The organism is Mesorhizobium sp. B2-1-1 (genome assembly GCF_006442975.2).
In the GTDB taxonomy this organism is placed as follows: Bacteria; Pseudomonadota; Alphaproteobacteria; order Rhizobiales; family Rhizobiaceae; genus Mesorhizobium.
Map to the genome: position 1 here is coordinate 4,384,167 of NZ_CP083954.1, position 21,445 is coordinate 4,405,611.

General features: G+C 61.8%; 22 protein-coding genes and 1 tRNA gene. 8 read left to right on the forward strand and 15 right to left on the reverse strand.

Going from position 1 to position 21,445, the window contains the following annotated elements; genetic code table 11:
• Positions 1–535 precede the first annotated feature (535 nt).
• The 6 genes from FJ972_RS21665 to FJ972_RS21690 all read right to left on the reverse strand — a co-directional run bounded on the left by FJ972_RS21665 (position 536) and on the right by FJ972_RS21690 (position 4,927).
• Positions 536–1,426, reverse strand: a complete 891-nt coding sequence (locus tag FJ972_RS21665; protein WP_140520688.1) for an aminoglycoside phosphotransferase family protein — start codon at positions 1,424–1,426, stop codon at positions 536–538.
• Between the two features lie 5 nt (positions 1,427–1,431).
• Positions 1,432–2,364 carry a GTPase Era gene (gene era, locus FJ972_RS21670; RefSeq protein WP_140494591.1) on the reverse strand — a complete coding sequence of 311 codons (933 nt, stop codon included), beginning with the start codon at positions 2,362–2,364 and terminating at the stop codon, positions 1,432–1,434.
• On the reverse strand, positions 2,361–3,086 hold the full coding sequence (gene rnc / locus FJ972_RS21675) for a ribonuclease III (RefSeq protein ID WP_140520689.1): 726 nt from the start codon (positions 3,084–3,086) through the stop codon (positions 2,361–2,363). Before rnc ends, era begins: the two co-directional genes overlap by 4 nt.
• A 4-nt stretch (positions 3,087–3,090) precedes the next feature.
• Complete coding sequence (gene lepB / locus FJ972_RS21680) at positions 3,091–3,840, reverse strand: signal peptidase I (protein ID WP_140494595.1); 750 nt, start codon at positions 3,838–3,840, stop codon at positions 3,091–3,093.
• 77 nt (positions 3,841–3,917) lie between these two features.
• Entirely contained in the window at positions 3,918–4,331 is a 414-nt protein-coding gene (acpS, locus tag FJ972_RS21685; protein WP_140494597.1) for a holo-ACP synthase, read from the reverse strand.
• On the reverse strand, positions 4,328–4,927 hold the full coding sequence (locus FJ972_RS21690; protein ID WP_140494599.1) for a DUF2062 domain-containing protein: 600 nt from the start codon (positions 4,925–4,927) through the stop codon (positions 4,328–4,330). Before FJ972_RS21690 ends, acpS begins: the two co-directional genes overlap by 4 nt.
• A gap of 209 nt (positions 4,928–5,136) precedes the next feature.
• Here FJ972_RS21690 and FJ972_RS21695 point away from each other — a divergent pair, with 209 nt between their 5' ends.
• Complete coding sequence (locus tag FJ972_RS21695; protein ID WP_181173464.1) at positions 5,137–5,667, forward strand: GNAT family N-acetyltransferase; 531 nt, start codon at positions 5,137–5,139, stop codon at positions 5,665–5,667.
• A 6-nt stretch (positions 5,668–5,673) separates the two neighbouring features.
• On the opposite strand, the gene FJ972_RS21700 is transcribed toward FJ972_RS21695, so the two are convergent.
• From FJ972_RS21700 to rpoZ, 4 genes are all read right to left on the reverse strand, one after another.
• Positions 5,674–6,054 carry a VOC family protein gene (locus FJ972_RS21700; RefSeq protein ID WP_140494603.1) on the reverse strand — a complete coding sequence of 127 codons (381 nt, stop codon included), beginning with the start codon at positions 6,052–6,054 and terminating at the stop codon, positions 5,674–5,676.
• A 10-nt stretch (positions 6,055–6,064) separates the two neighbouring features.
• Positions 6,065–6,643, reverse strand: a complete 579-nt coding sequence (gene pyrE / locus FJ972_RS21705; RefSeq protein ID WP_140520690.1) for an orotate phosphoribosyltransferase — start codon at positions 6,641–6,643, stop codon at positions 6,065–6,067.
• 28 nt (positions 6,644–6,671) lie between these two features.
• Complete coding sequence (locus FJ972_RS21710) at positions 6,672–8,900, reverse strand: RelA/SpoT family protein (protein ID WP_140520691.1); 2,229 nt, start codon at positions 8,898–8,900, stop codon at positions 6,672–6,674.
• Positions 8,901–9,028: 128 nt separating this feature from the next.
• Positions 9,029–9,430, reverse strand: coding sequence for a DNA-directed RNA polymerase subunit omega (gene rpoZ, locus FJ972_RS21715; protein WP_140494610.1), 402 nt, complete (start codon positions 9,428–9,430; stop codon positions 9,029–9,031).
• Positions 9,431–9,763: 333 nt separating this feature from the next.
• Between rpoZ and FJ972_RS21720 the strand changes: the two genes are divergently transcribed.
• Positions 9,764–10,345: an NYN domain-containing protein gene (locus tag FJ972_RS21720; RefSeq protein WP_140494612.1), complete on the forward strand. Its 582-nt coding sequence runs from the start codon at positions 9,764–9,766 to the stop codon at positions 10,343–10,345.
• Positions 10,342–11,019 (forward strand): uracil-DNA glycosylase, encoded by a 678-nt coding sequence (locus tag FJ972_RS21725; protein ID WP_181168444.1) that lies wholly within the window; start codon positions 10,342–10,344, stop codon positions 11,017–11,019. Before FJ972_RS21720 ends, FJ972_RS21725 begins: the two co-directional genes overlap by 4 nt.
• Positions 11,020–11,033: 14 nt before the next feature.
• Here FJ972_RS21725 and FJ972_RS21730 read toward each other — a convergent pair whose 3' ends face one another.
• The 3 genes from FJ972_RS21730 to dapA form a co-directional block, all read right to left on the reverse strand.
• Positions 11,034–11,744, reverse strand: coding sequence for a GH25 family lysozyme (locus FJ972_RS21730; protein ID WP_140520692.1), 711 nt, complete (start codon positions 11,742–11,744; stop codon positions 11,034–11,036).
• A gap of 83 nt (positions 11,745–11,827) precedes the next feature.
• A complete protein-coding gene (gene smpB, locus FJ972_RS21735) occupies positions 11,828–12,307 on the reverse strand; it encodes an SsrA-binding protein SmpB (protein WP_140494616.1) in 480 nt (159 codons plus the stop codon).
• Between the two features lie 25 nt (positions 12,308–12,332).
• Positions 12,333–13,214 carry a 4-hydroxy-tetrahydrodipicolinate synthase gene (dapA, locus tag FJ972_RS21740; RefSeq protein WP_140494617.1) on the reverse strand — a complete coding sequence of 294 codons (882 nt, stop codon included), beginning with the start codon at positions 13,212–13,214 and terminating at the stop codon, positions 12,333–12,335.
• A gap of 303 nt (positions 13,215–13,517) precedes the next feature.
• Here dapA and FJ972_RS21745 point away from each other — a divergent pair, with 303 nt between their 5' ends.
• Complete coding sequence (locus tag FJ972_RS21745; protein WP_140520693.1) at positions 13,518–15,563, forward strand: lytic transglycosylase domain-containing protein; 2,046 nt, start codon at positions 13,518–13,520, stop codon at positions 15,561–15,563.
• A 177-nt stretch (positions 15,564–15,740) separates the two neighbouring features.
• Positions 15,741–16,637 (forward strand): alpha/beta fold hydrolase, encoded by an 897-nt coding sequence (locus FJ972_RS21750; RefSeq protein WP_140520694.1) that lies wholly within the window; start codon positions 15,741–15,743, stop codon positions 16,635–16,637.
• A gap of 134 nt (positions 16,638–16,771) precedes the next feature.
• Here FJ972_RS21750 and FJ972_RS21755 read toward each other — a convergent pair whose 3' ends face one another.
• On the reverse strand, positions 16,772–17,839 hold the full coding sequence (locus FJ972_RS21755) for a tyrosine-type recombinase/integrase (RefSeq protein WP_226880370.1): 1,068 nt from the start codon (positions 17,837–17,839) through the stop codon (positions 16,772–16,774).
• 241 nt (positions 17,840–18,080) lie between these two features.
• Entirely contained in the window at positions 18,081–19,223 is a 1,143-nt protein-coding gene (locus FJ972_RS21760) for a porin (protein ID WP_140520695.1), read from the reverse strand.
• 470 nt (positions 19,224–19,693) lie between these two features.
• On the opposite strand from FJ972_RS21760, the gene FJ972_RS21765 reads away from it, so the two are divergent.
• The 3 genes from FJ972_RS21765 (at position 19,694) to FJ972_RS21775 (ending at position 21,394) form a co-directional block, all read left to right on the forward strand.
• Positions 19,694–19,784: transfer RNA gene (locus FJ972_RS21765), tRNA-Ser, on the forward strand.
• Positions 19,785–19,880: 96 nt separating this feature from the next.
• A complete protein-coding gene (locus FJ972_RS21770; protein ID WP_411908948.1) occupies positions 19,881–20,231 on the forward strand; it encodes a GIY-YIG nuclease family protein in 351 nt (116 codons plus the stop codon).
• A gap of 14 nt (positions 20,232–20,245) precedes the next feature.
• On the forward strand, positions 20,246–21,394 hold the full coding sequence (locus tag FJ972_RS21775) for a porin (RefSeq protein ID WP_140520696.1): 1,149 nt from the start codon (positions 20,246–20,248) through the stop codon (positions 21,392–21,394).
• Positions 21,395–21,445: the final 51 nt, after the last annotated feature.

Sequence of the window (21,445 nt, forward strand, 5' to 3'; positions counted from 1 at the left end):
TGGCGGATATATTTTCCCGCCTCACCACAACGAAAAAGGCCCGCACCGCGTCCCCTTTTCGCGGCGAACATACCCATCAATCTTCCGCCTTCAATGACAATTCCACAAACATTCGGGATTGATGACATAGATTAAATCCGTGTTGCAGAAATATCACTGGAGAATTCACTTCAAATTACGGAACCGCACAAGTGGAACATTGTCATATTTCCGTAATAATTCCCTGTATGCTCCAATTTTATGCTGATATTCCACGGATACCGATTGTTTGAGAAATTTCGCTTAAATAAATCCACTTCCGTGGTCGTTTCTACCTAGCCATTCCCCAGCCACGTGAAACCGAAGCCGATCCCCTCGAAGGAGTCTTTTCAGCGGGTCACGGGCACGCCGGGACGGACCACAGGCCATGATGGGAAGATCAATCCGACGTCGGCGGACTCGTCTGCAAGAATCCGCGCTGGCCAACTGAGAAGTCGACCCAACGGAACCTCGGCGTCCCTGGTCGATAGCCACCAGCCAACGGTTTGAGTCATTATTACCGGCGCTTGTGGTCGGCCAACACCGCGTCGATCACGCGCCAGGATTGTTCGATCTCGGCCGAGTTGACGTCTATCTCGCCGGCGGCGGTGATCAGCGCCTTCCACAGTGCCCAGCCGCGGCCGCGCGCCCAGGTCGCGTCGTCGACGCCGAGGCCAGCGCGGAAGGCCCCCCTGCTCTTTCCCTCGAACAATGTCCAGGCAATCGCCAGATCGCATGAGGGCTCGCCGACGCCGGAGGTGCCGAAGTCGATCACCGCGCTTAGCCTGCCGTGTTCAACCAGAAGATTGCCCCAGCTGACATCGCCGTGGAACCAGACGGGCGGGCCTTGCCAAGGGGCGGCAAGAGCCGTTTCCCAGACAGCGCTTGCCGCGCCGGCGTTGATACGGGTGTCGAGCGCCGCGATCGCTTGTCTCGTCTCCCCGTCATAGACGTTCAGCGGCCCGCCGCGAAAGAAATTGTGTTGGCCCGGCCCCGGTCCGCCAGCCGGGTCGATCCGCTTCAGCGCAACCAGAAAGCCGGCCAGGTCCGCCGCGAATTCCGACAGGTTGGCGATACGCTCGCGCTTTGCAGTCTCACCTTCGATCCACCTGTAGACGGACCAATGCCACGGATAGCCTTCGGCCGGGGCTCCCATCGCCAGCGGTATAGGGATGGGCAGCGGCAACAGCGGCGCCAGCCTCGGCAGCCAGCGATGTTCCTTCTCCACTTGCAGGGAATAGGCGGCGGCACTGGGCAACCGAACGGTCATCTCGTCGCCGAGACGAAAGCTTCTGTTGTCCCATCCGCCAGGTTCAATCGGCCGAACCGCAAGATCCCTCCAGCGAGGAAACTGCGCCGCGATCAACCGGCTGACCAAAGCTGCGTCGATATTCGACTTGCTAACCATCCATCCTAGTGCGGAAACTCGAGCCCCATCTCGCGGTAGCGCTCGGGATCGTCGCCCCAGTTCTCGCGCACCTTGACGAACAGGAACAGATGCACCTTTTGCTCGAGGATGCCGGCGATTTCCATACGCGCCGCCTGGCCGATGGCGCGGATGGTCTCGCCCTTGTGGCCGAGCACGATCTTCTTCTGGCTGTCGCGTTCGACATAGATGACCTGCTCGATGCGCACCGAGCCGTCCTTCTTCTCTTCCCATTTCTCGGTTTCGATGTGCGAGGAATAGGGCAGTTCCTGATGCAGCCTGAGATAGAGCTTCTCGCGAGTGATCTCAGCGGCGAGCTGGCGCATCGGCAGATCGGAGATCTGGTCTTCCGGATAATACCAGGGCCCCACCGGGAGCGCCTCGGCAAGGTAATCGAGGAGGTCCTTGCAGCCCGAGCCGGTCAGCGCCGAAACCATGAAGGTGCGCTTGAACGGCACTCTTTCGTTCGCTGCTGCCGCCAGCGCCAACAACGCCTCCGGCTTGACGCGGTCGACCTTGTTGAGGATCAGCGCCATCGGCTGGCGCACATCCTTCAGGCGTTCGAGAATGGCGTCGGCATCACCTCTAATGCCACGCTCGGCATCGATCAGGAGCAGCACGATATCGGCATCCTTGGCGCCGCCCCAGGCTGTCGTCACCATTGCCGTGTCGAGACGCCGCTTCGGCTTGAAGATGCCCGGCGTATCGACGAAGACGATCTGCGCGTTGTCGTGCGTGGCGATGCCTCTGACGATGGCACGCGTCGTCTGCACCTTGTGGGTGACGATTGACACCTTGGCGCCGACAAGCTGGTTGACCAGCGTCGACTTGCCGGCATTGGGCGCACCGATCAGCGCTACGAAGCCGGAATGCGTAACGGCCGCAGGCGCGGCCGGAACCGTGTCTTCCGTGGCTGTCATGCCGCCTCTCCCTGATCGATCCAGACACCTTCACGAATGAGAAGGGCGGCGGCGGCGGCCTGCTCGGCCTCGCGTTTGGAGCGGCCGCTGCCGACAGCCGGCTGAAACCCACCAACCATGACACTGACGGTGAACAGCGGATCGTGATCCGGCCCCTCGCGGCTATCGATGCGGTAGACGGGCACGGCGCTTGCCGCCTGATGCGCCCATTCCTGCAACTCGGTCTTGGCGTCGCGTCGGCCGGCACCCGACGCCTGCGAGCGCGGCTGCCAATATTTGTGGATGAAAGCGCGCGCCGCTTCCAGCCCTCCGTCGAGGTAGAGCACGGCGATCAGTGATTCCAGCGCGTCGGCGCGCAGATTGACGCGCTTGCGTCCCTCGAGCCCTTGAACGTCGGATCCGGCGCGGATCAGCTCCGGCAGACCAATATGTTCGGCGATCTCCGACAGCGCCTCGGCATTGACCAGCGCGTTGAACCGCAGCGACAATTCGCCTTCCGCCGCATCGGGAAACGCGGCCAGCAGCATATCGGCCACCACGAGGCCGAGAACCCGGTCGCCCAGGAACTCAAAGCGCTCATAGTCGGTGCCGGCATTGGCGCCGCGGGCGCTGGCATGGGTCAAGGCACGCTGCAGGCGCCTGCGGTCGGCAAAGGCATGGCCCGTGCGCTCCACCAGCGCTTCGGCGAGCGCGTCGGCGGTCAGCCGTCTTGTCGCCGCCATGACCCTAATTAACGAAGTGGAAGAGGCGCGAAGCACGCATAAGCGACGGCCACTTCCAGATTTCGAGCGGGCTCGCCTTGCCGGCGATCGAGAAGAAAACAAGGTTGGCCCGGCCAACCAGGTTTTCGGCCGGAACGTAGCCGACGGAGAATCGGCTGTCGGCGGAGTTGTCCCTGTTGTCGCCCATCATGAAATAGTGACCGGGCGGAACATCGAACTCGCGCGTGTTGTCGCCGATCGAGTTCGGCGACAGATCCAGCGTATCGTAGCTGACGCCGTTGGGCAGCGTCTCACGATAGACGTCGATCGGATAATCCTTTTCGGTGATGTCGGGATTGTCGATCTGTCCGGTCTTCACGCGCGGCACGCCGACGCCGTTGATGAACAGCTGGCCGTCCTTCACCTGGATCTTGTCGCCAGGCAGGCCCACCACACGTTTGATATAGTCGACGGACGGGTCCGGCGGGAACTTGAACACAGCCACATCGCCGCGCTTCGGCTCGGAGCCCCAGATGCGGCCCGAGAAGATGTCCGGGCCGAAGGGCAGCGAATAACGGGAATAGCCGTAGGACCATTTGGTGACGAAGAGATAGTCGCCCTCGAGCAGCGTCGGCCGCATCGAACCCGACGGGATGGAAAAGGGTTGGAACAAGAGCGTGCGAATGACCAAGGCAAGCAAGAGCGCCTGGACGATGACGCTGACGGTTTCGCCAAGCCCGCCGGATTTCTTCTGGGGTTTTTCAGCCACGCTCATGTCGTCCTCGATTGTGCGTTGGATGGTATAGAGTCTCGGCGCGCGCTGGGCAACGTCATGCCGGTGGTCAGATGCAATCAATGTGGCGCTTGTTCGACGGGCAACGCTTCGATGATCACAAAGGCTTGAGCAAGCGGAAAATCATCCGTGATGGTGAGATGGATCATCGCCCGATGGCCCTTTGGCAGAATCGCGTTCAGCCGCGCCTCGGCGCCACCGGTCAGTGCCATGGTGGGCGCGCCGCTCGGAAGATTGACGACACCCATGTCGCGCCAGAACACGCCCTGCGCCAGGCCGGTGCCCAGTGCCTTGGCGCAGGCCTCCTTGGCTGCGAAGCGCTTGGCGTAGGAGGCCGCCCGCGCCCGACGGTTTTCGGAGCGGGCTTGCTCGACTTCGGTGTAGATTCTCTGGATAAAGCGCTGGCCATGGCGCTCCAAGGACTTTTCAATGCGTCTGATATCGATCAGATCGCTGCCGATGCCGATGATCATCGCGCGGTGGAACCGATGCTTGCGTTTGGGTGAGACGATTGCTCATGGCGGGCCGCGCGCTCTGCCAGCCGTTTGCGCCGCTGCTCGCGAAAGGCGTTCATGCCCCAGCGCGTGATGGCGTAGAACAGAACCCCAAAGGCCAGTCCAAGCGGTATCGCACCGATCAGCATCGGCTTCAGCACCGGGGCCCACAATTGCGCGAAGGAAAGGTTGTGCAGCATCTCGCCCAGATGTGCTGGCGGGCCGTGCGCTGGCAGGCGGCTGTGCAGGATCAGCTTGCCGGTCTCCCAGGAGGCGCCCCACAGCAGCGGGAACGTCAGCGGATTGCCGAAGAATACTGCGCCAAGTGCGGCCGCCACCAGATTACCGGCGATGAGCCAGCACAGCACCGCGGCAATGGCGAAATGGAAACCCACCGGAAAGAACGAAGCAAAGACGCCAGCGGCGACGCCGGCCGCCACCGCATGCGGCGTGGCCTTCAGCCGCAGGATGCGCTTGGAAAAGTACTGCAGCGAGCGCGAAAACGACCGGCGCGGCCATAGATAGGTACGCACCCGCTCCAAGAGGCCATCAGGCTCGCGGCGTCGAAAAAGCACTCTATTCCAATTCCTGATCTACCAATACCCGCCGTCTGCCAGCCCAAGCCGGGTCACAGCAACTTATCTTGCGCTTCCGGGGCGCAGAAAGGCAACAACGACTTTGATATAGCGACAGGCTGGCTTCGGAACAACGAAACGCTGCCGCGATGGTCTGCCGCAGGGGGTAACAAGATCGCCATTGAGGCGAAACTGAGGAGAAGAGAAGGATGGCCGGCATGACCACCATTCGACCAGCGCGAGAGGACGACGCGAAAGAGTTGCCCGATATCGAGCAATCCGCCGGGCTGGCGTTTCGTTCCATACCGGACCTCGCCTGGATCGCCGACGACGGCAATATGAGCGTCGAGCGGCACCTCGCAATGATCGCCGAGGGCACATGCTGGGTCGCCACGGACAAGCGCGACCGCGCCATCGCCTTCTTGAGCGCCAGCGTTGAGGACGATGCATTGCATATCCTGGAATTCGACGTTCGTTTTGAGTGGCAGGGCTCGGGCATCGGCCGAGCCCTGCTGGAGACCGTTATCGAGGAGTCCAGGCGCCGCGGCCTTGCGACGATCACGCTGACGACATTTCGCGATGTTGCCTGGAACGCGCCGTTCTACAGAAAGTTCGGATTCCGCGTCCTGGAGGATGCGCAGATCGATGCGCGGCTCGCCGGGTGGCTGAGACAGGAAGCCGCGCACGGGATGCCAACGAGTCGGCGCTGCGCAATGCTGCTCGATCTCGCGCGGATTTAACGGCGCCTATTCCAGATATTCACTGACCTCGACCAGATTGTCCTCGGGATCGCGGAAATAGACAGACATCATGCGACCGCGTGCGCCGACCCGCTCGACCGGTCCAAGTTCCACCGCCACACGATCGGCTTCGAGACTGGCGAGGAGTTCGCCGAGCGGCCGATCGGTGATCAGGCAGAAATCACCGGCTCCGGGCGTCGGCGACTTCGCCTTCGGCTCGAAGGTGCGGCCGACCTCGTGGACATTGATCTTTTGGTTGCCGAAAGCCAGGGCTGTCGGCAGGCCCGGCGTATCGATGCGCTTAAAGCCCAGAACGCGCTGGTAAAAGGCGCAGGTCGCCTCGAGTGAGGCCACCGTCAGCACGAAATGATCGATACTGATGATCATCCCGCCCCTCTCAGATATTGCGACTGCCCGGCTTGATCGCCGGTATGGCGGCGAGTTCCGGCGGCAGCCGATCGGCCGGATAGGCCGGCACCTCGTACTCGGCGAGGGCGATCAGCGGCACGCCGACATCGGTCTTGCCCGCCGAGCGGTCGATGATGCAGGCCGCCGCCGTGACCTCGGCGCCAAGTTCGCGCAGGCAGTCGATGGTCTCGCGGATAGACAATCCAGTGGTGACGATGTCCTCGACAATGACGACACGCGCGCCGAGCGCGATCTCGAAGCGGCGCAGCCGGAACTCGCCCCCTTCCCGCTCGACCCAGATCGCCGGCACGCCAAGATGGCGCGAAGTCTCGTAGGCCGGGATCAGCCCGCCGATGGCCGGGCCGACGACATAGTCGATTTTACCCGGCACGGCGGCGCGGATCTTTTCGGCCAGCGCCTTGCACAGCCGCTCGGTCTTATCGGCATGCATGAACACGCGCGCCTTCTGCAGGAAGACAGGGCTGCGCAGACCCGACGTCAGGATGAAATGCCCCTCCAGGACAGCACCAGCCTGGCGAAAAATATCCAGCACTTCGTCCGTATTCATCCGTCTATCCCCGTGTAGATCAGCCGAGTTAGCCATTGACACGCCGTGCATCGCTGACGCTCGAATTGTCCTTGAGCTGCGACAGCAGCCGGTTGAGATGCTTCAGATCCCAGACTTCGAGATCGATCAGCATTTCGGTGAAATCGGGCGCGGTGCGCACCATTGACAGCGTATGGATGTTGGCATCGTTCGAGGCAACGACCTGGGCGATGTCGGCGAGCGATCCCGGTGCATTGATGGCGGTGACGGAAATACGCGCGGGGAAGCGTTCCTTGGTGCGCTCGTCGATGTCCCAGCGCACGTCAATCCAGCGCTCGGGCTGGTCGTCGAAAGCCTGCAGCGCCGGCGACTGGATCGGATAGATGGTAATGCCGGTGCCCGGCTGCACGATGCCGACGATGCGGTCGCCAGGCACCGCCCCTTCCGGCGCGAAACGCACCGGCAGGTCACCGCGCACGCCACGGATCGGCACCGCGCCGTCGCGCGGCTGGTCCTTGTCCTTGCGCGCGGCACGGCCCGGGATCTGGAACAGCATGCCGGCGGCGTTGCGGATCTTCGACCAGCCTTCCTCGCGCTGCTTGGGCGCCGCCGGCGTGACGCGCTCGTCCTTGTAATCTGGGAAGACGGCTTTCATGACGTCGGTGGACGCCAATTCGCCGCGGCCGACGGACGCCAGCACGTCCTCGATGTCCTTGCGCGCCAGCCGGTGCAGGACGGGCTTCAGGTTTTCCTTGGTGAAATTCTTGCCGGCCCGCTCGAAAGCCCGTTCGAGAATGCGCGCGCCGAGACCCGAATACTGCTTGCGGATGGCGTTCTTGGTGGCGCGGCGAATGGCGGCGCGCGCCTTGCCAGTGACGACGACGGATTCCCACGCGGCCGGCGGCACCTGCGCCTTGGAGCGGATGATCTCCACCTCGTCGCCATTCTTCAGCTCCGTCATCAGCGGCATGATGCGGCCGTTGACCTTGGCGCCGACGCAGGTGTCGCCGACATCGGTGTGAACCGCATAGGCGAAGTCGATCGGCGTGGCACCTTTCGGCAGCGCGATCAGCATGCCCTTGGGGGTGAAGCAGAACACCTGATCCTGGAACAGTTCCAGCTTGGTGTTCTCGAGAAAATCCTCGGGATTGTCGCCCTCGGCGAGTTGTTCGATCGTGCGCCTCAGCCAGGCATAGGCATTGGTTTCCTTCGAGATCGAATGGGCCGTGCCGTTCGCCTTGCCGCCGGTATCCTTGTAGATCGAATGGGCGGCGACGCCATATTCGGCGATCTTGTTCATCTCGCGGGTGCGGATCTGAAGCTCGACGCGCTGACGCGACGGCCCGACGATGGTGGTGTGGATCGAGCGGTAGTCGTTCTGCTTCGGTGTTGAGATGTAGTCCTTGAAACGGCCGGGCACCATCGACCAGGCGGTGTGGATGGCGCCAAGCGCGCGATAGCAGTCCTCGACATTGTCGACGACGACGCGAAAGCCGAAAATGTCGGACAATTGCTCGAAGGAGAGCGCCTTGGCCTCCATCTTGCGGAACACCGACCACGGCTTCTTCTGCCGGCTTTTGACGCCTGCATTGATCGCGTGTTTCTCGAACAGAGCCGACAGCGCTTTCTCGATCTCCGACAGCACACCCTTGTTGCGCTCGAAAATCTCGGCGAGCCTGGCGGTGACGGCGCGATAGGCTTCCGGATTGATGTAGCGGAAGGCGATCTCCTCCAGTTCCTCGCGCATGCCCTGCATGCCCATGCGCCCGGCCAGCGGCGCATAGATATCCATCGTCTCCTCGGCGATGCGCAGGCGCTTGGCTTCCGGCACATGGTCGAGGGTGCGCATATTGTGCAAGCGGTCCGCGAGCTTGACCAGAAGCACGCGCACGTCTTCCGAGATCGCCAGCAGAAGCTTGCGCAGGTTCTCGGCCTGCTCGGCCTTCTTGGAGACGAGGTCGAGCTTCTTCAGCTTGGTCAGGCCCTCGACCAGCTTGCCCATTTCGGGCCCGAACAGTTCGTCGATCTCGGCCCTGGTCGCCGTGGTGTCCTCGATCGTGTCATGCAGCAGGGCGACGGCGATCGTCGCCTCGTCCATGTGCATTTCGGTGAGGATGGCGGCGACTTCGAGCGGATGCGAGAAATAGGGGTCGCCGGAAGCGCGCTTCTGGTGGCCATGCTTCTGCATGGCATAGACATAGGCCTTGTTGAGCAACGCCTCGTTGACGTCAGGCTTGTAGCGCTGGACGCGCTCGACAAGCTCATACTGACGCATCATGGGCGGAATCTCTCGGCGATGAAATGAATCATGCGCCGCACTGCTGCACGGCGCATGTCATAGATAGCCACGAAACTGCCGGGACGGAAGTGCCGGAAGATTGTTCCAGGCGCCTCCGCAAAGCAGTCTTAGTAGTCGTCGCTCTTTTCCGGCGGCACCAGGCCTTCGATGCCGGCCAGCAGGTCTTCCTCGGTCATGCGATCGAAGGCGATGTTGTCCTCGGCATCATCGGTATCGGCGGCCGTGACGGCGGCGCCGGTCTGATCGGCGATCGCCTCGCCATCGGCTTCGGGCTCGTCGACCTCGACATGCTTCTGCAGCGAATGGATCAGGTCTTCCTTGAGGTCGTCCGGCGACAACGTCTCGTCGGCGATCTCGCGCAGTGCGATGACCGGGTTCTTGTCATTGTCGCGCGGGACGGTGATCTGCGCGCCCTGGCTGATCTGACGAGCACGGTGGCCGGCCAGAAGCACCAGTTCGAAGCGGTTGTCGACCTTGTCGATGCAATCTTCAACGGTTACGCGGGCCATGGATTGCCCCTTTCATGCCTGGATTTAATGGAAAACAGGCGCGGTCAATAACCCGAACGCCGCGGAAATACAAGCATTATGGAATGCCGGGGCCGGAGAACGGACGATCTGTCATTGCTTTGTCGGATTTCCCCCGAAACCGGTTTCGGTCGAGCTCCGGTGCGCCCGGTACCAAGCCGGCGATCACAATTGCTTGCAGTGCGGCAACGAACCCTTGGATTGCCACAAAACTGGCGTTATTTCGAAAAGCGTAAGGTCAGCCGGTTTATTGCGAACCCTACTGATAGTCGCATTTCGTTTTGACGGCCGCTTATTTCGAAAAGGAATTTTTCCATGTTCGACCCCCGTGAAAAGATCGCCCTGTTCATCGACGGCGCCAATCTCTACGCCACGTCGCGCGCGCTCGGTTTCGACATCGATTATCGCAAGCTCCTGTCGAGCTTCCAGAAACGCGGCTACCTGCTGCGCGCCTACTATTACACCGCCCTGGTCGAGGATCAGGAATATTCCTCGATCCGGCCGCTGATCGACTGGCTCGACTATAACGGCTTCAAGGTCGTCACCAAGCCGGCCAAGGAATTCACCGATTCGACCGGCCGCCGCAAGATCAAGGGCAACATGGACATCGAATTGACCGTCGATGCGCTGGAACTGGCCGATGTCGTCGACCACTATGTCATCTTCTCCGGGGACGGCGATTTCCGCACGCTGGTCGAGGCGCTGCAGCGGCGCGGGCGCAAGGTGTCGATCGTCTCGACCATGGCCTCGCAGCCGCCGATGATCTCCGACGATCTGCGCCGCCAGGCCGACCATTTCATCGACCTGATGACGCTGAAGAACGAGGTGGGCCGCGATCCTTCCGAAAGGCCGGTGCGCCGACCCGAACCGGCCGAGACGGAAGAGGACGAGTACTGAGGGCGGCTGCGTTGGCCGCACATCTGGCCGCCTCCCCGGAACCCGATCGCGATTGCCCGCTCTGTCCACGGCTGCATGGCTTCATTGCCGAGTGGCGGCAACGCGAGCCATCGTGGTTCAACGCGCCGGTTCCGACCTTCCTGCCGCCCGAAGGCGACGATTCGGTCCGGCTGCTGATCGTCGGGCTTGCGCCCGGCCTGCGCGGAGCGAACCGCACGGGCCGGCCTTTCACGGGCGACTATGCCGGCGACCTGCTCTACGGCACGTTGATCGCGCACGGCTTGGCGCGCGGCGAGTTCAAGGCGCGGCCTGACGATGGGTTGGAGCTCGTTGGAACGGCAATCACCAACGCCGTCCGCTGCGTGCCTCCCGAGAACAAGCCTGTGGGCGCCGAGATCGCCACCTGCCGGACTTTCCTTGTGCCGACGATCACACGGTTTCCCAATTTGCGGGCCGTGCTGACACTTGGTTCGATCGCGCACCAGTCGACCGTGCGGGCACTGGGCCAGCGCGTCGCCGCCTATCCCTTCAAGCATGGCGGGCGGCAGGAGGCCGGGGGCATCACGCTGTTTTCCAGCTATCACTGCTCGCGCTACAACACCAACACCGGCGTGCTGACCGAAGCGATGTTCGTCAGCGTTTTCAGGGAAATTGCGGCGTTCCTGGATTCGTAGGGTCTGGAATTGGCTTACAACGCCGGCGCGAACAATGCGGACAGTTTCTCCTGACCGCCTTGCAGGACGTTCAGGTCGACGTCACCGACGATGCCCTCGACGCGGCCCCTGTTGTGGTACTGCCAGTAGACCCAATCGTCGCGACCCGGCTCGAGCAGCAGTGAGCGAAGCCAGAGCGGACGGGCGGCGATCTGTCCTGCATAGGCCGTTGCTGCATCGTCGGTCAGATAGATGATGGCTTTCTTGCCAAAGGCGGCTTCAACGGGACCGAGGAAGGCCTGGAGTTCGGTGTCGAGTTGTTCGGGCGAAGGACGCTGCGGGCAATTGCCGCCGAACTCGATGTCGACAACCGGCGGCAGCAAAGGCTGGTCGTGCGGCACCACGGCGATGAAATTCTTCGCCTGGTCGGCGCCCGGCCGGCAGAAGGTGAAAAAGTGATAGGCGCCGACAGCGAGCCCGGCAGCACGAGCCTCGCGCAGATTGGTAGCAAAGGCATCGTCGACATGATCGCCGCCCTCGGTCGCCTTGATGACCGCAAAGGCGATATCGGCGGCGGCAACGCGTCGCCAGTCGATCCGGCCCTGATGATGCGAAACGTCGATGCCCCTGACAGGATATTTGCCGCGATCCGGAGAAAACGCATGGAAATAGAAGAAGCCGCCAGCGACCATGAGCATTGCAAAAACCAGGCTGACCGATCCCCAGAGGATGATCCGGTTCTTCAAGACTGTCCCCTCCGGTATTCTGGCTCCTTGGCTAGAACCCTGAAAGCCAAACACTTATCCGCTTGGCTACCGCCTGATGGCTGTCACCCGCGCTCTTTCAAGAGCCTGCCCTTCTCACGCGACCAGTCGCGCTGCTTTTCCGTCTCGCGCTTGTCGTGCAGCTTCTTGCCGCGACCTACGGCGAGCAGCAGCTTGGCCCGGCCCTGGTCGTTGAAATAGATCTTCAGCGGCACCAGGGTCATGCCTTCGCGGTCGACGCTCTGCGACAGCCTGGCCATCTCGCGCTTGTTGAGCAGCAGTTTGCGGCGCCGGCGCGGCTCGTGGTTGAAGCGGTTGGCCTGCAGATATTCCGGTAGATAGGAGTTGATCAGCCAAATCTCGCCGCCCTCGACCGAGGCATAGCTGTCCTGGATGTTGGCCTGGCCCTGGCGCAGCGACTTGACCTCGGTGCCGGTCAGCACCAGGCCGGCCTCGATCGTGTCGAGCACCTCATAGGAAAACCGCGCCTTGCGGTTTTCCGCAACGGTCTTGTTGTTGGGATCGGCTTTTCTGACTTGATTCATAATGCGGAGAGGTGGCGCCTCATCCCTAATTTATCAAGCCGGCGTGCTTCATCGCCGCGTCGATCTTTTCGGCCGTCGATTGTTCGACCGTGACCAGCGGCGAGCGCAGCACGTTCTCGACCTTGCCGAGCTTTGAAAGCGCATATTTGGCGCCGGACACGCCGGGTTCGATAAAGATCGCCTTGTGCAGCGGCAGCAAGCGATCCTGCAATTCCAGCGCCTTGGCGCTGTCGCCGGACAGCGTCGCCTCCTGGAATTCGGCACAAAGCCGCGGCGCGACGTTGGCCGTCACCGAGATACAGCCGACACCGCCATGCGCGTTGAAGCCGAGCGCGGATGCATCTTCGCCGGAAAGCTGGATGAAATCCTTGCCGCAGGTCATACGCTGCTCGGAAACCCGTTCGACCTTGCCGGTCGCGTCCTTGACGCCGACGATATTCTTGAAGTCGTGCGCCAGCCGGCCCATCGTCTCCGGCATCATGTCGATGACCGACCGCGGCGGGATGTTGTAGATGATGATCGGCAGCTTGGTTGCCCTGGCGACGGCGGCGAAGTGCTCATAGAGCCCGCGCTGCGTCGGCTTGTTGTAGTAGGGAGTGACGACAAGTGCAGCATCGGCGCCTGCCTGTTCGGCATATTGGACCAGGCCGATCGCTTCCGCGGTGTTGTTGGAGCCAGCGCCGGCGACGACCGGAGCGCGGCCCCTGGCCGCCTCGATGCAGACCTTGACCACCTGACGATGCTCGTCATGCGACAGCGTCGGCGACTCGCCGGTGGTGCCAACGGGAACAAGGCCTGTCGTGCCCTCCGCAAGTTGCCAGTCGACAAAGGCGCGAAAGGCTTTCTCGTCGAAACGCCCGCTCTTTTCGAACGGTGTCACGAGCGCGGTCAGCGAGCCTCTCAGCATGTTCGTCCAACTCCTTGGGACTTCTTGTTCACGCATATCGTTATCCCAAAACCGGTAGCCACTTCTGGGCGATATGCATGGGTGTTTTCGTCTCTGGTCTTAATGTCGCGCCTTCTAACCGAAAGCGAGGCGGCGCACCATAGTCTCGACATGGTTGCGCGGCAAGCATTGCCATGCTGCCAGCAAAGGCAATTCGAACGGCCTCGATAACCTTTTGTTAACTGGCCCTTCATGACCTAAGCTTACGGTCTGGTCCAGGTCGCGAAGCTTCCGCGCCTGCTGGTGATGTGTAAAGGCTGAACGATGCCGACTAGGCGGCCTCATCTTTTCGCGCTCCTGGGCGCGGTCGTCGCGCTGATGCCGGAGATGGCGATCGGCGGCAGCGTCGACGTGCAGTTGACATCGGCCATTCCGATACCCGGCATGCAAGGCTCGCAAGATGCGGGTCCACGCGATACGGCCCCCTCTCCCAGCATCGTGCAGTTGAAGAGCGGTCTGGACGCACTGGCGGCGGGCGACATTCCCGGTGCCCGCGCCGCACGCGATGCCCTTCCCGCCCGTTCGCTCGACCAGCACATCCTTGCCTGGGCAATCGCGCTTTATGGCGGCGACAAGGTGCCGAGCGGCGACATTGCGGCCGCAGCGAAAATGCTGCCCAACTGGCCGGGGACAACCGCGCTGCGCAAGAACAGCGAACGCGCACTCTATCGCGAGAACCCCGCCCCCGACATCGTTGTGCAAGCGTTCGACGGCAGCCAGCCGCAGACATTCGAAGGCGTGATGCTTCTTGCCCGCGCCTATGTGGCCCTGGGCAAGGCAGAGGCGGCGCGTTCGGTGCTGGTGCCGTTCTGGCGCACCGCGATCCTGGAGGCCAAGGACGAGACAGCGCTGATCAAGGAGTTCGGCGGGCTGATCCCGGCCGCCGATCACCGATTCCGTATGGAGCGCATGTTCTACGCCGACCGGGTCGGCGCGGCGCAGCGCGTCGCCGGCCCGGCGCAAGCGGAGCAACTGGCCACCGCCTGGGCGGCGGCCGACAAGGGCGACAAGAACACCCCCAAGCTGCTCAAGGCGGTGCCGGCTTCACAGCGTTCTGCCGGCTATTTCTTCGCGCAAGCCGAATATCTGCGCAAGCAAGACAATATTGCCGACGCCGCCGCCATCGTGATGAAGGCGCCGACGGATCGCGAAGCGCTGGTCGACCCGGATGCCTGGTGGGTGGAGCGCCGGGTACTGTCGCGCGAGCTGGTCGACAAGGGTGACATGAAAGCCGCCTACAGGATCGTCGCCATGCATGCGGCCGAAAGCACAGCGAACGCCGCCGAAGCCGAATTCCATGCCGGCTGGTACGCGCTGCGCGGTCTGAACGATCCCAGGCTTGCCGCAACACATTTCGCGCGCATCGCCGACCTTGCGCAGGGGCCGATGACATTGTCGCGCGCCTATTACTGGCTCGGCCGCGCCGCCGAAGTTGGTGGCCCGGGTAACGCAAAGGACTATTTTGCGCGCGCGGCGGCCTACGGCACGACATTCTACGGCCAGCTCGCCGCCGAGCGCATTGGTCGCCCGGCGCTGAACATCGCCTATCCCACGCCGAGCGCCGCCGATCGCCAGAGTTTCGTCGGCCGCGAAGCCGTCGCCGCCATCAAGCGGTTGCAGGAGGCGGGCTACGACCGCTATGCCGAGACGCTCTATCGTGACCTTGCAGGACAGTTGACCAGCCCGGGCGAACTGGCGCTGCTGGCCGTGCTGGCGGAAAAGCAGGGCAACCACTTCATGTCGCTCAAGATCGGCAAGATCGCCGGCGCGCGTGGCATCGACGTCGGCGCGCTGTCGCATCCTTTGGGGGTCATCCCCGATAGCGCCGATATTTCCGGTTCGGGCAAGGCGCTGGCCTATGCCATCGCCCGCCAGGAAAGCGAATTCAACATCGGCGCCATATCGAGCGCCGGCGCGCGCGGGCTGCTGCAGCTGATGCCGGCAACCGCCAAGCAACTGGCGAAGAAGGCCGGGCTGCAATTCTCGCAGGCACGCCTGACCACCGACGCCGGCTACAATGCGACGCTGGGCTCGGCCTTCCTCGGCCAGCAGCTCGACCGCTTCAACGGCTCCTATGTGCTGACCTTCGCCGGCTACAATGCCGGCCCCAGCCGCGCTGCCCAATGGGTGGCGAAATACGGCGATCCGCGCGGCAAGGACATCGACGCCGTCGTTGACTGGATCGAGCGGATTCCTTACACGGAAACAAGGAGTTACGTACAGCGCGTGATGGAGAACTACGAGGTCTACAAGATGCGCATTTCCGGCAAGTATGACATTGTGGGAGATCTTGTGAACGGGCGGAGTTGACGGCTTTCATTCCTCTTGCGAGAGGAGTTGGCCTCGCGCGGACCCGCCCGCCTTGGCTGAGTGAAGGGGCCTCGCCACCTTCGGCCCGCAAGAGGAGAAGTAACTGCTCCATTTGACCATCCCTCCCCTCGCCTGTAGCAGACGGACCATCCGGCGAGAGCAAGCGGCAGCATTCCAATGGCGAGCGAAGGTTTCTCCGATTTCTTCTACGCGGGGCCCGATGGGCTGAAGCTCCATGCCCGGATCTATGGCGACGCAAATTCGCGACATTGGCCAGTCGTCTGCCTGCCCGGCCTCACCCGTAATGCACGCGACTTCCACGAACTCGCGCTCTATTTGGCCGGCAAAGCGGGAAGCCCGCGCAAGGTCGTCGCCTTTGACTATCGCGGCCGCGGGCAGTCCGATTATGATCCCGATGTCAGCCGCTATAATGTCGGCGTCGAAGCCGGCGACATTCTTGCCGGACTGGCGGCATTGGGAATCGAGGAAGCCGCCTTCGTCGGCACCTCGCGCGGCGGCCTGATCATTCACGTCCTGGGTGCGCTGCGGCCGGCCATATTGAAAGCGATCGTGCTGAACGATATCGGACCGGTGATCGAGCCGGCCGGCCTTGCCCATATCCAGTCGTATCTCGAACGCAAACCGAAGCCGAAGACCTTCGCCGAAGCAGTGGCAGCCCAGCGCCGCGTTCACGGCCGGGATTTTTCAGCGCTCGCCGATGCGGACTGGGAGCGCATGGTGCTGGCGCTCTACCGCGAAACGGATCAGGGCCTGCTGCCGGATTTCGACCCGAAGCTGGTCGACACGGTTGCAAATCTCGACCTGATGCAGCCGCTGCCGGCGCTGTGGCCGCAATTCGACGCCCTGTCGGCCCTTCCCATGCTCGCCATACGCGGCGCCAATTCGAGTTTGCTGTCGGTGGGCACACAGCGGCAGATGCGGGAGCGCCATCCGGCAATGCAGACGATCACCGTCGAAGGCCAGGGTCACGCCCCTTTTCTCGAAACCGGAACCTTGCCGGGCGACATCGCCGCTTTCCTCGACAGAGCCGAGCGGCTGCCGACTCGCCTTTAAAAACCGTTGCCGGCGAGGCAAACGACAGCAGGGCGACCAAGGTAGGTTCCGAAGCCGGAATAGCATGCCTCGAATAACCCGCAGATCGGGAGATCCACGGAATTGGTTGTCCACAGCGTCTTCAAAGCGTGAACTTATCGGGACTTTGAGGCCTTCTTCATTGCCTTAGCCGGGGTCTTCACGGCAGGCGGTTCGTCTGACGCACCGCGCGCCGCAGCACGAGGCGACGGTTCGGGCGCTGCCTTCATGCTGTCGACGCCGCCAGACCGGGGTACTTCCAGCACGGTGACGCAGCCGTCGAGGTCATTGGTGGCCAGATGCGCATAGCGCATCGTCATCGACAGGGTCTGATGGCCGAGCCACATCTGCACGCGCCTGATGTCGATGCCACCCTGGACAAGACGCGAGGCGCAGGTATGGCGCAGAATGTGCGGCACCACCTGATCGTCGGCGGCCAGACCGACTTCGGCCTTCGCATCGTTCCAGATGGCACGGTATTGAGCCTGGCTGAATGTGGTGAACGGGCCTTTCGGCCGACGGCCTTCGCCGGGAGGCAGCTTGATCACTTCCTTGACACGCTCGGTCATCGGAATGGTGCGGCTGCGGCCGGACTTGGTGATCCAGAAGGAGACGCGATGCTCCTGGATGTCGTTCCAGATCAGCCCGAGCGCCTCGCCAAGGCGGCAGCCAGTGTCGACCAGGAAGACGGAAAGCCGATAAGCATCCTCGCTGCGGCTCCTGATGGCGGCGAACAGCCTGGCCTCTTCGTCCCTTTCAAGGAAACGAATCCGTCCCGACCGCTCCTTCTGGCGGCGGAACTCGGGCAGGCTGTGGATATCTCCCATCTTGTAGGCCTTGCGCAGCAGTTTGCTGAGGGCAGCCATCTTTCGATTGATGGTTGCGTTGCTGTTGCCGCGCTGGCGCAAGGTGCCGATAAGGTTGTCCAGGGTACTCTGATCAAAGGCGCTGAAACGCTCCCCGAGCAGAATCTCGTCTATCTCGCCGATGAACGAGCTGACATTGTATTTATGCCGCCCATCATCCCACAATATGTCTCGATATGCCGAAAAAAGATCTCCAACCCTATGCGACTTTACTTCTCGTATTTTATTGTAGGTGTAGTTAAACTTTGAATTCTGAGAAGAAAACATCGAAAAATGATCGGAGGGCTCGCCCTCTTGAATCGCTTCGGTCGTCATCATTTGCCACACCCCCGAGTGGGATAGATTCAGCCCTATCCGCTTGGGAGCGTCCTTTCAAGAGATTTGAATCACGCAGTTGTGATTTCATCCGCCATCAGCGGATCCCACGAAACCATCCCACGGACTCTATTCAGCTACCGTTACCCCCTGTTCCTTCTGTTTGCCTTGATCCAGTCACGAAACAAAAACAGCCCGGGCGTTGATGCGCCCGGGCTGGATTTCACCTGTATGGAACCAGCCCTTAGAACGAGCGCTGGAAGCGGAGGATACCGCCGATGCTGCTCTTCTTGTCGGCGCCGGTCCAGTTCGAGAAGTCGGCGTCGTCGAACCTGCCTGCATTGAGGTAGTCGACTTCGGCCGTGACCGTGAAGCCCGGGACGACGTCGTAGGCGATGTTCGCCGCGATGCCCAGGTTCTTCCAATCGTCATACGACACCTGCGCGTTGAACGAGGTCTTCTCGTTGAACTTGTAGGTACCGCCGCCCCAGACAGCCCAGTTGCCGCCCCACTGCTTGTAGAAACCGCGACCATGAGCGTCGATAACATTGCCCGCGTCGTCGTTGAGGTTGTCATCAGTGCCGTAGCCGCCCATGACCCACAGCGACAGTGCGTCGTTGACGTTCACGTCCAAGCGAACCTTGCCGGCAACTTCTTCGTAGTTGCTGTCATAAGCGACGACACCGCTGATGGCGCCCCAGCCCTGCGTCCACTTCAGACCGCCGACGACATGCGGAACGTAGCTGTCGATCGTGCCGACAACGCCCGCGCCTTCTTCGAGCGAGACCACGGCCGAGAAGCCATTGCCCGCGTCGAAGTAGTACTGGACGACGTTGGTGTCGAAGTCACCATAAGGAACCAGCGTATCCTGGATGACGTTGCCGGCGTAGCCGACGAACGTATCGAAGGCCGATTCGTCCTTACCGACGCGCAGGCCACCGAGCTGGATCCAGGCGAAGTTCAGCGAGACGTCCTTGTTGTGGGCGGTGTTGGCGAACTCGATGGCGTTGTCGTTGCCGAAGTTGAAGCGGGTCTCGGTGTAGGTCTTCAAGGTGCCGAGCTCGGTTTCCTGGCCGGTCCAGGTCTTCAGCGTGAAGCGGGCATTTTTGTGCCAGGTGTCATTTACCGAGCCGTCCTGGTGGTCCGCAGTCTTCGAACCGTTGAACGTGCCGACGTCGCCGCCGCCGATGTCATAACGGATGTAGCCGCCGATGCGCAGGCAGGTCTCGGTGCCGGGGATGTAGAAGTAGCCAGCGCCGTAGACGTCGCAAATCTTGACGTATTCAGCGGGCTCCGGCTCGGCGACGACGACGGCGTCGGCGGCGCGCGCACCGGAAACTGCGATCAGGGCCGCAGCGGAGCCGAGAAGAAGGCTCTTGATGTTCATTTTCTGACCTCCAGTCAAAAGTTAAAAAACGGGTCTGGGTATTCTTTGCTGAAGGACAGCGTTCCCTGCCCCATCCCCACTACCGAAAAAGATGCGCACCGCGCCGCTCCTTCGAAATCGACATTACCCATGAGCAGACGGGGTTCAACCACGATCGTACCGGCGAAAGGGCTGTGCGGCTGCTATCCCCCAGCGTTGTTGCACAAATGACACGATTTGGCCTCACTCAGAAAGCTCTCATTAACCTTCGGCCCGCCCCAGCCCCTTGTTTACGGGCGAATCCGGCGATCGGCTGACGGAATCATGGCGAGGCCTTGAGCCGCCAGCCAGGGAATCGCCGCAGAACCGCCGCATCGCGGAAGGCCGCAGGCCGGTGCGTTCTTATTTTTCCGTATAATGGCTTCTTTTTCCGAGATATTGGCTGGGGCTTGTTGATTGTGCCGGCGCTTTTCTTTATCCAGCGGCGCAACGGAGAGGTGGCCGAGTGGTCGAAGGCGCTCCCCTGCTAAGGGAGTAGAGGTCAAAAGCTTCTCGTGGGTTCGAATCCCATCCTCTCCGCCATCCTGCTTCGCTCTTCGAGCTTCGCAGGACAAGCCCAGACCAGACCTCAGCGCGAAGCAGGATGCCCTCCGAAGCCTTGGCAAAGGAGGGCCGGTCGTGTGGTATGTATACCTGCTGGAAAGCAAGACTGCCGACGGTGAGCGTTATGTCGGCATCACGTCCGACTTGAAGCGACGGCTTGCCGAGCACAATCACGGAAAATCCAGTCACACATCCAAGTTCCTGCCATGGCAGATCGTCACCTATGTGGCGTTCTCGAATCAAGCCAAGGCGACTTCATTGAGCGTTATCTCAAATCCGGTTCCGGGCACGCCTTCGCCAGCAAACGTCTGTGGTGAATGCCCCTTCCTTGTGAAAAAACCCAGGGATTCCCGGAAAAACGCAGCAATACCAATTGTTTGCTGCAAAAACACGCACCACCAAAACGGTTGTTTCGTTCGATTCTGACTGGAGGTCAGAAAATGAACATCAAGAGCCTTCTTCTCGGCTCCGCTGCGGCCCTGATCGCAGTTTCCGGTGCGCGCGCCGCCGACGCCGTCGTCGTCGCCGAGCCGGAGCCCGCTGAATACGTCAAGATTTGCGACGTCTACGGCGCTGGCTACTTCTACATCCCCGGCACCGAGACCTGCCTGCGCGTCGGCGGCTATGTCCGTTACGACATCGGCGTGGGCGACACCGGCTCGTTCGACGGTGCGAAGGCTGCCGATCACCAGGATGGCGACGACCACAACACCTACTACAAGAACACGCGCTTCACGCTGAAGACCTGGACCGGCCAGGAAACCGAACTCGGCACGTTGAAGACCTACACCGAGACCCGCTTCAACTTCGGCGACGACAATGCCTTCGACGAGCCGATCAACGCCGCCCACAACCGGGACGTCTCGCTGAACTTCGCCTGGATCCAGCTCGGTGGTCTCCGGGTTGGTAAGGACGAATCGGCCTTCGATACGTTCGTCGGCTACGCCGGCAACGTCATCCAGGATACGCTGGTTCCTTACGGCGATTTCGACACCAACGTCGTCCAGTACTACTTCGACGCGGGCAATGGCTTCTCGGCCGTGGTCTCGCTCGAAGAAGGCACCGGTACCGACACGATCGACAGCTATGTTCCGCATGTCGTCGGCGGCGTGAAGTATACGCAGGGTTGGGGCGCCATCACCGGCGTCGTCGCTTATGACAGCAATTACGAGGAAGTCGCCGGCAAGGTTCGCTTGGACGTCAATGTCAGCGACGCACTGTCGCTGTTCATCATGGGCGGCTACGGCACCGATGACAACCTCAACGACGACGCCGGCAATTTTGTCGAAGCCCATGGTCGCGGCTTCTACAAGGCGTGGGGCGGCAACTGGGCAGTCTGGGGCGGCGGCACCTACAAGTTCAACGAGAAGACCTCGTTCAACCTTCAGGTGTCTGCTGACGACTGGAAGAACGTCGGCGTTGCGGCGAACGTTGCTTATGACGTCGTTCCCGGCTTCACCGTCACGGCCGAAGTCGACTACCTCCATGCCGGCCGGTTTGACGATGCTGGCTTCGTCAACCCATCGTTTACGCCTGCCGATAAGAAGAACAGCGTCGGCGGCATGCTCCGCTTCCAGCGCTCGTTCTAACAGCTATCGCTTCGAATATAGAAACCCGGCGGGCAACCGCCGGGTTTTTTC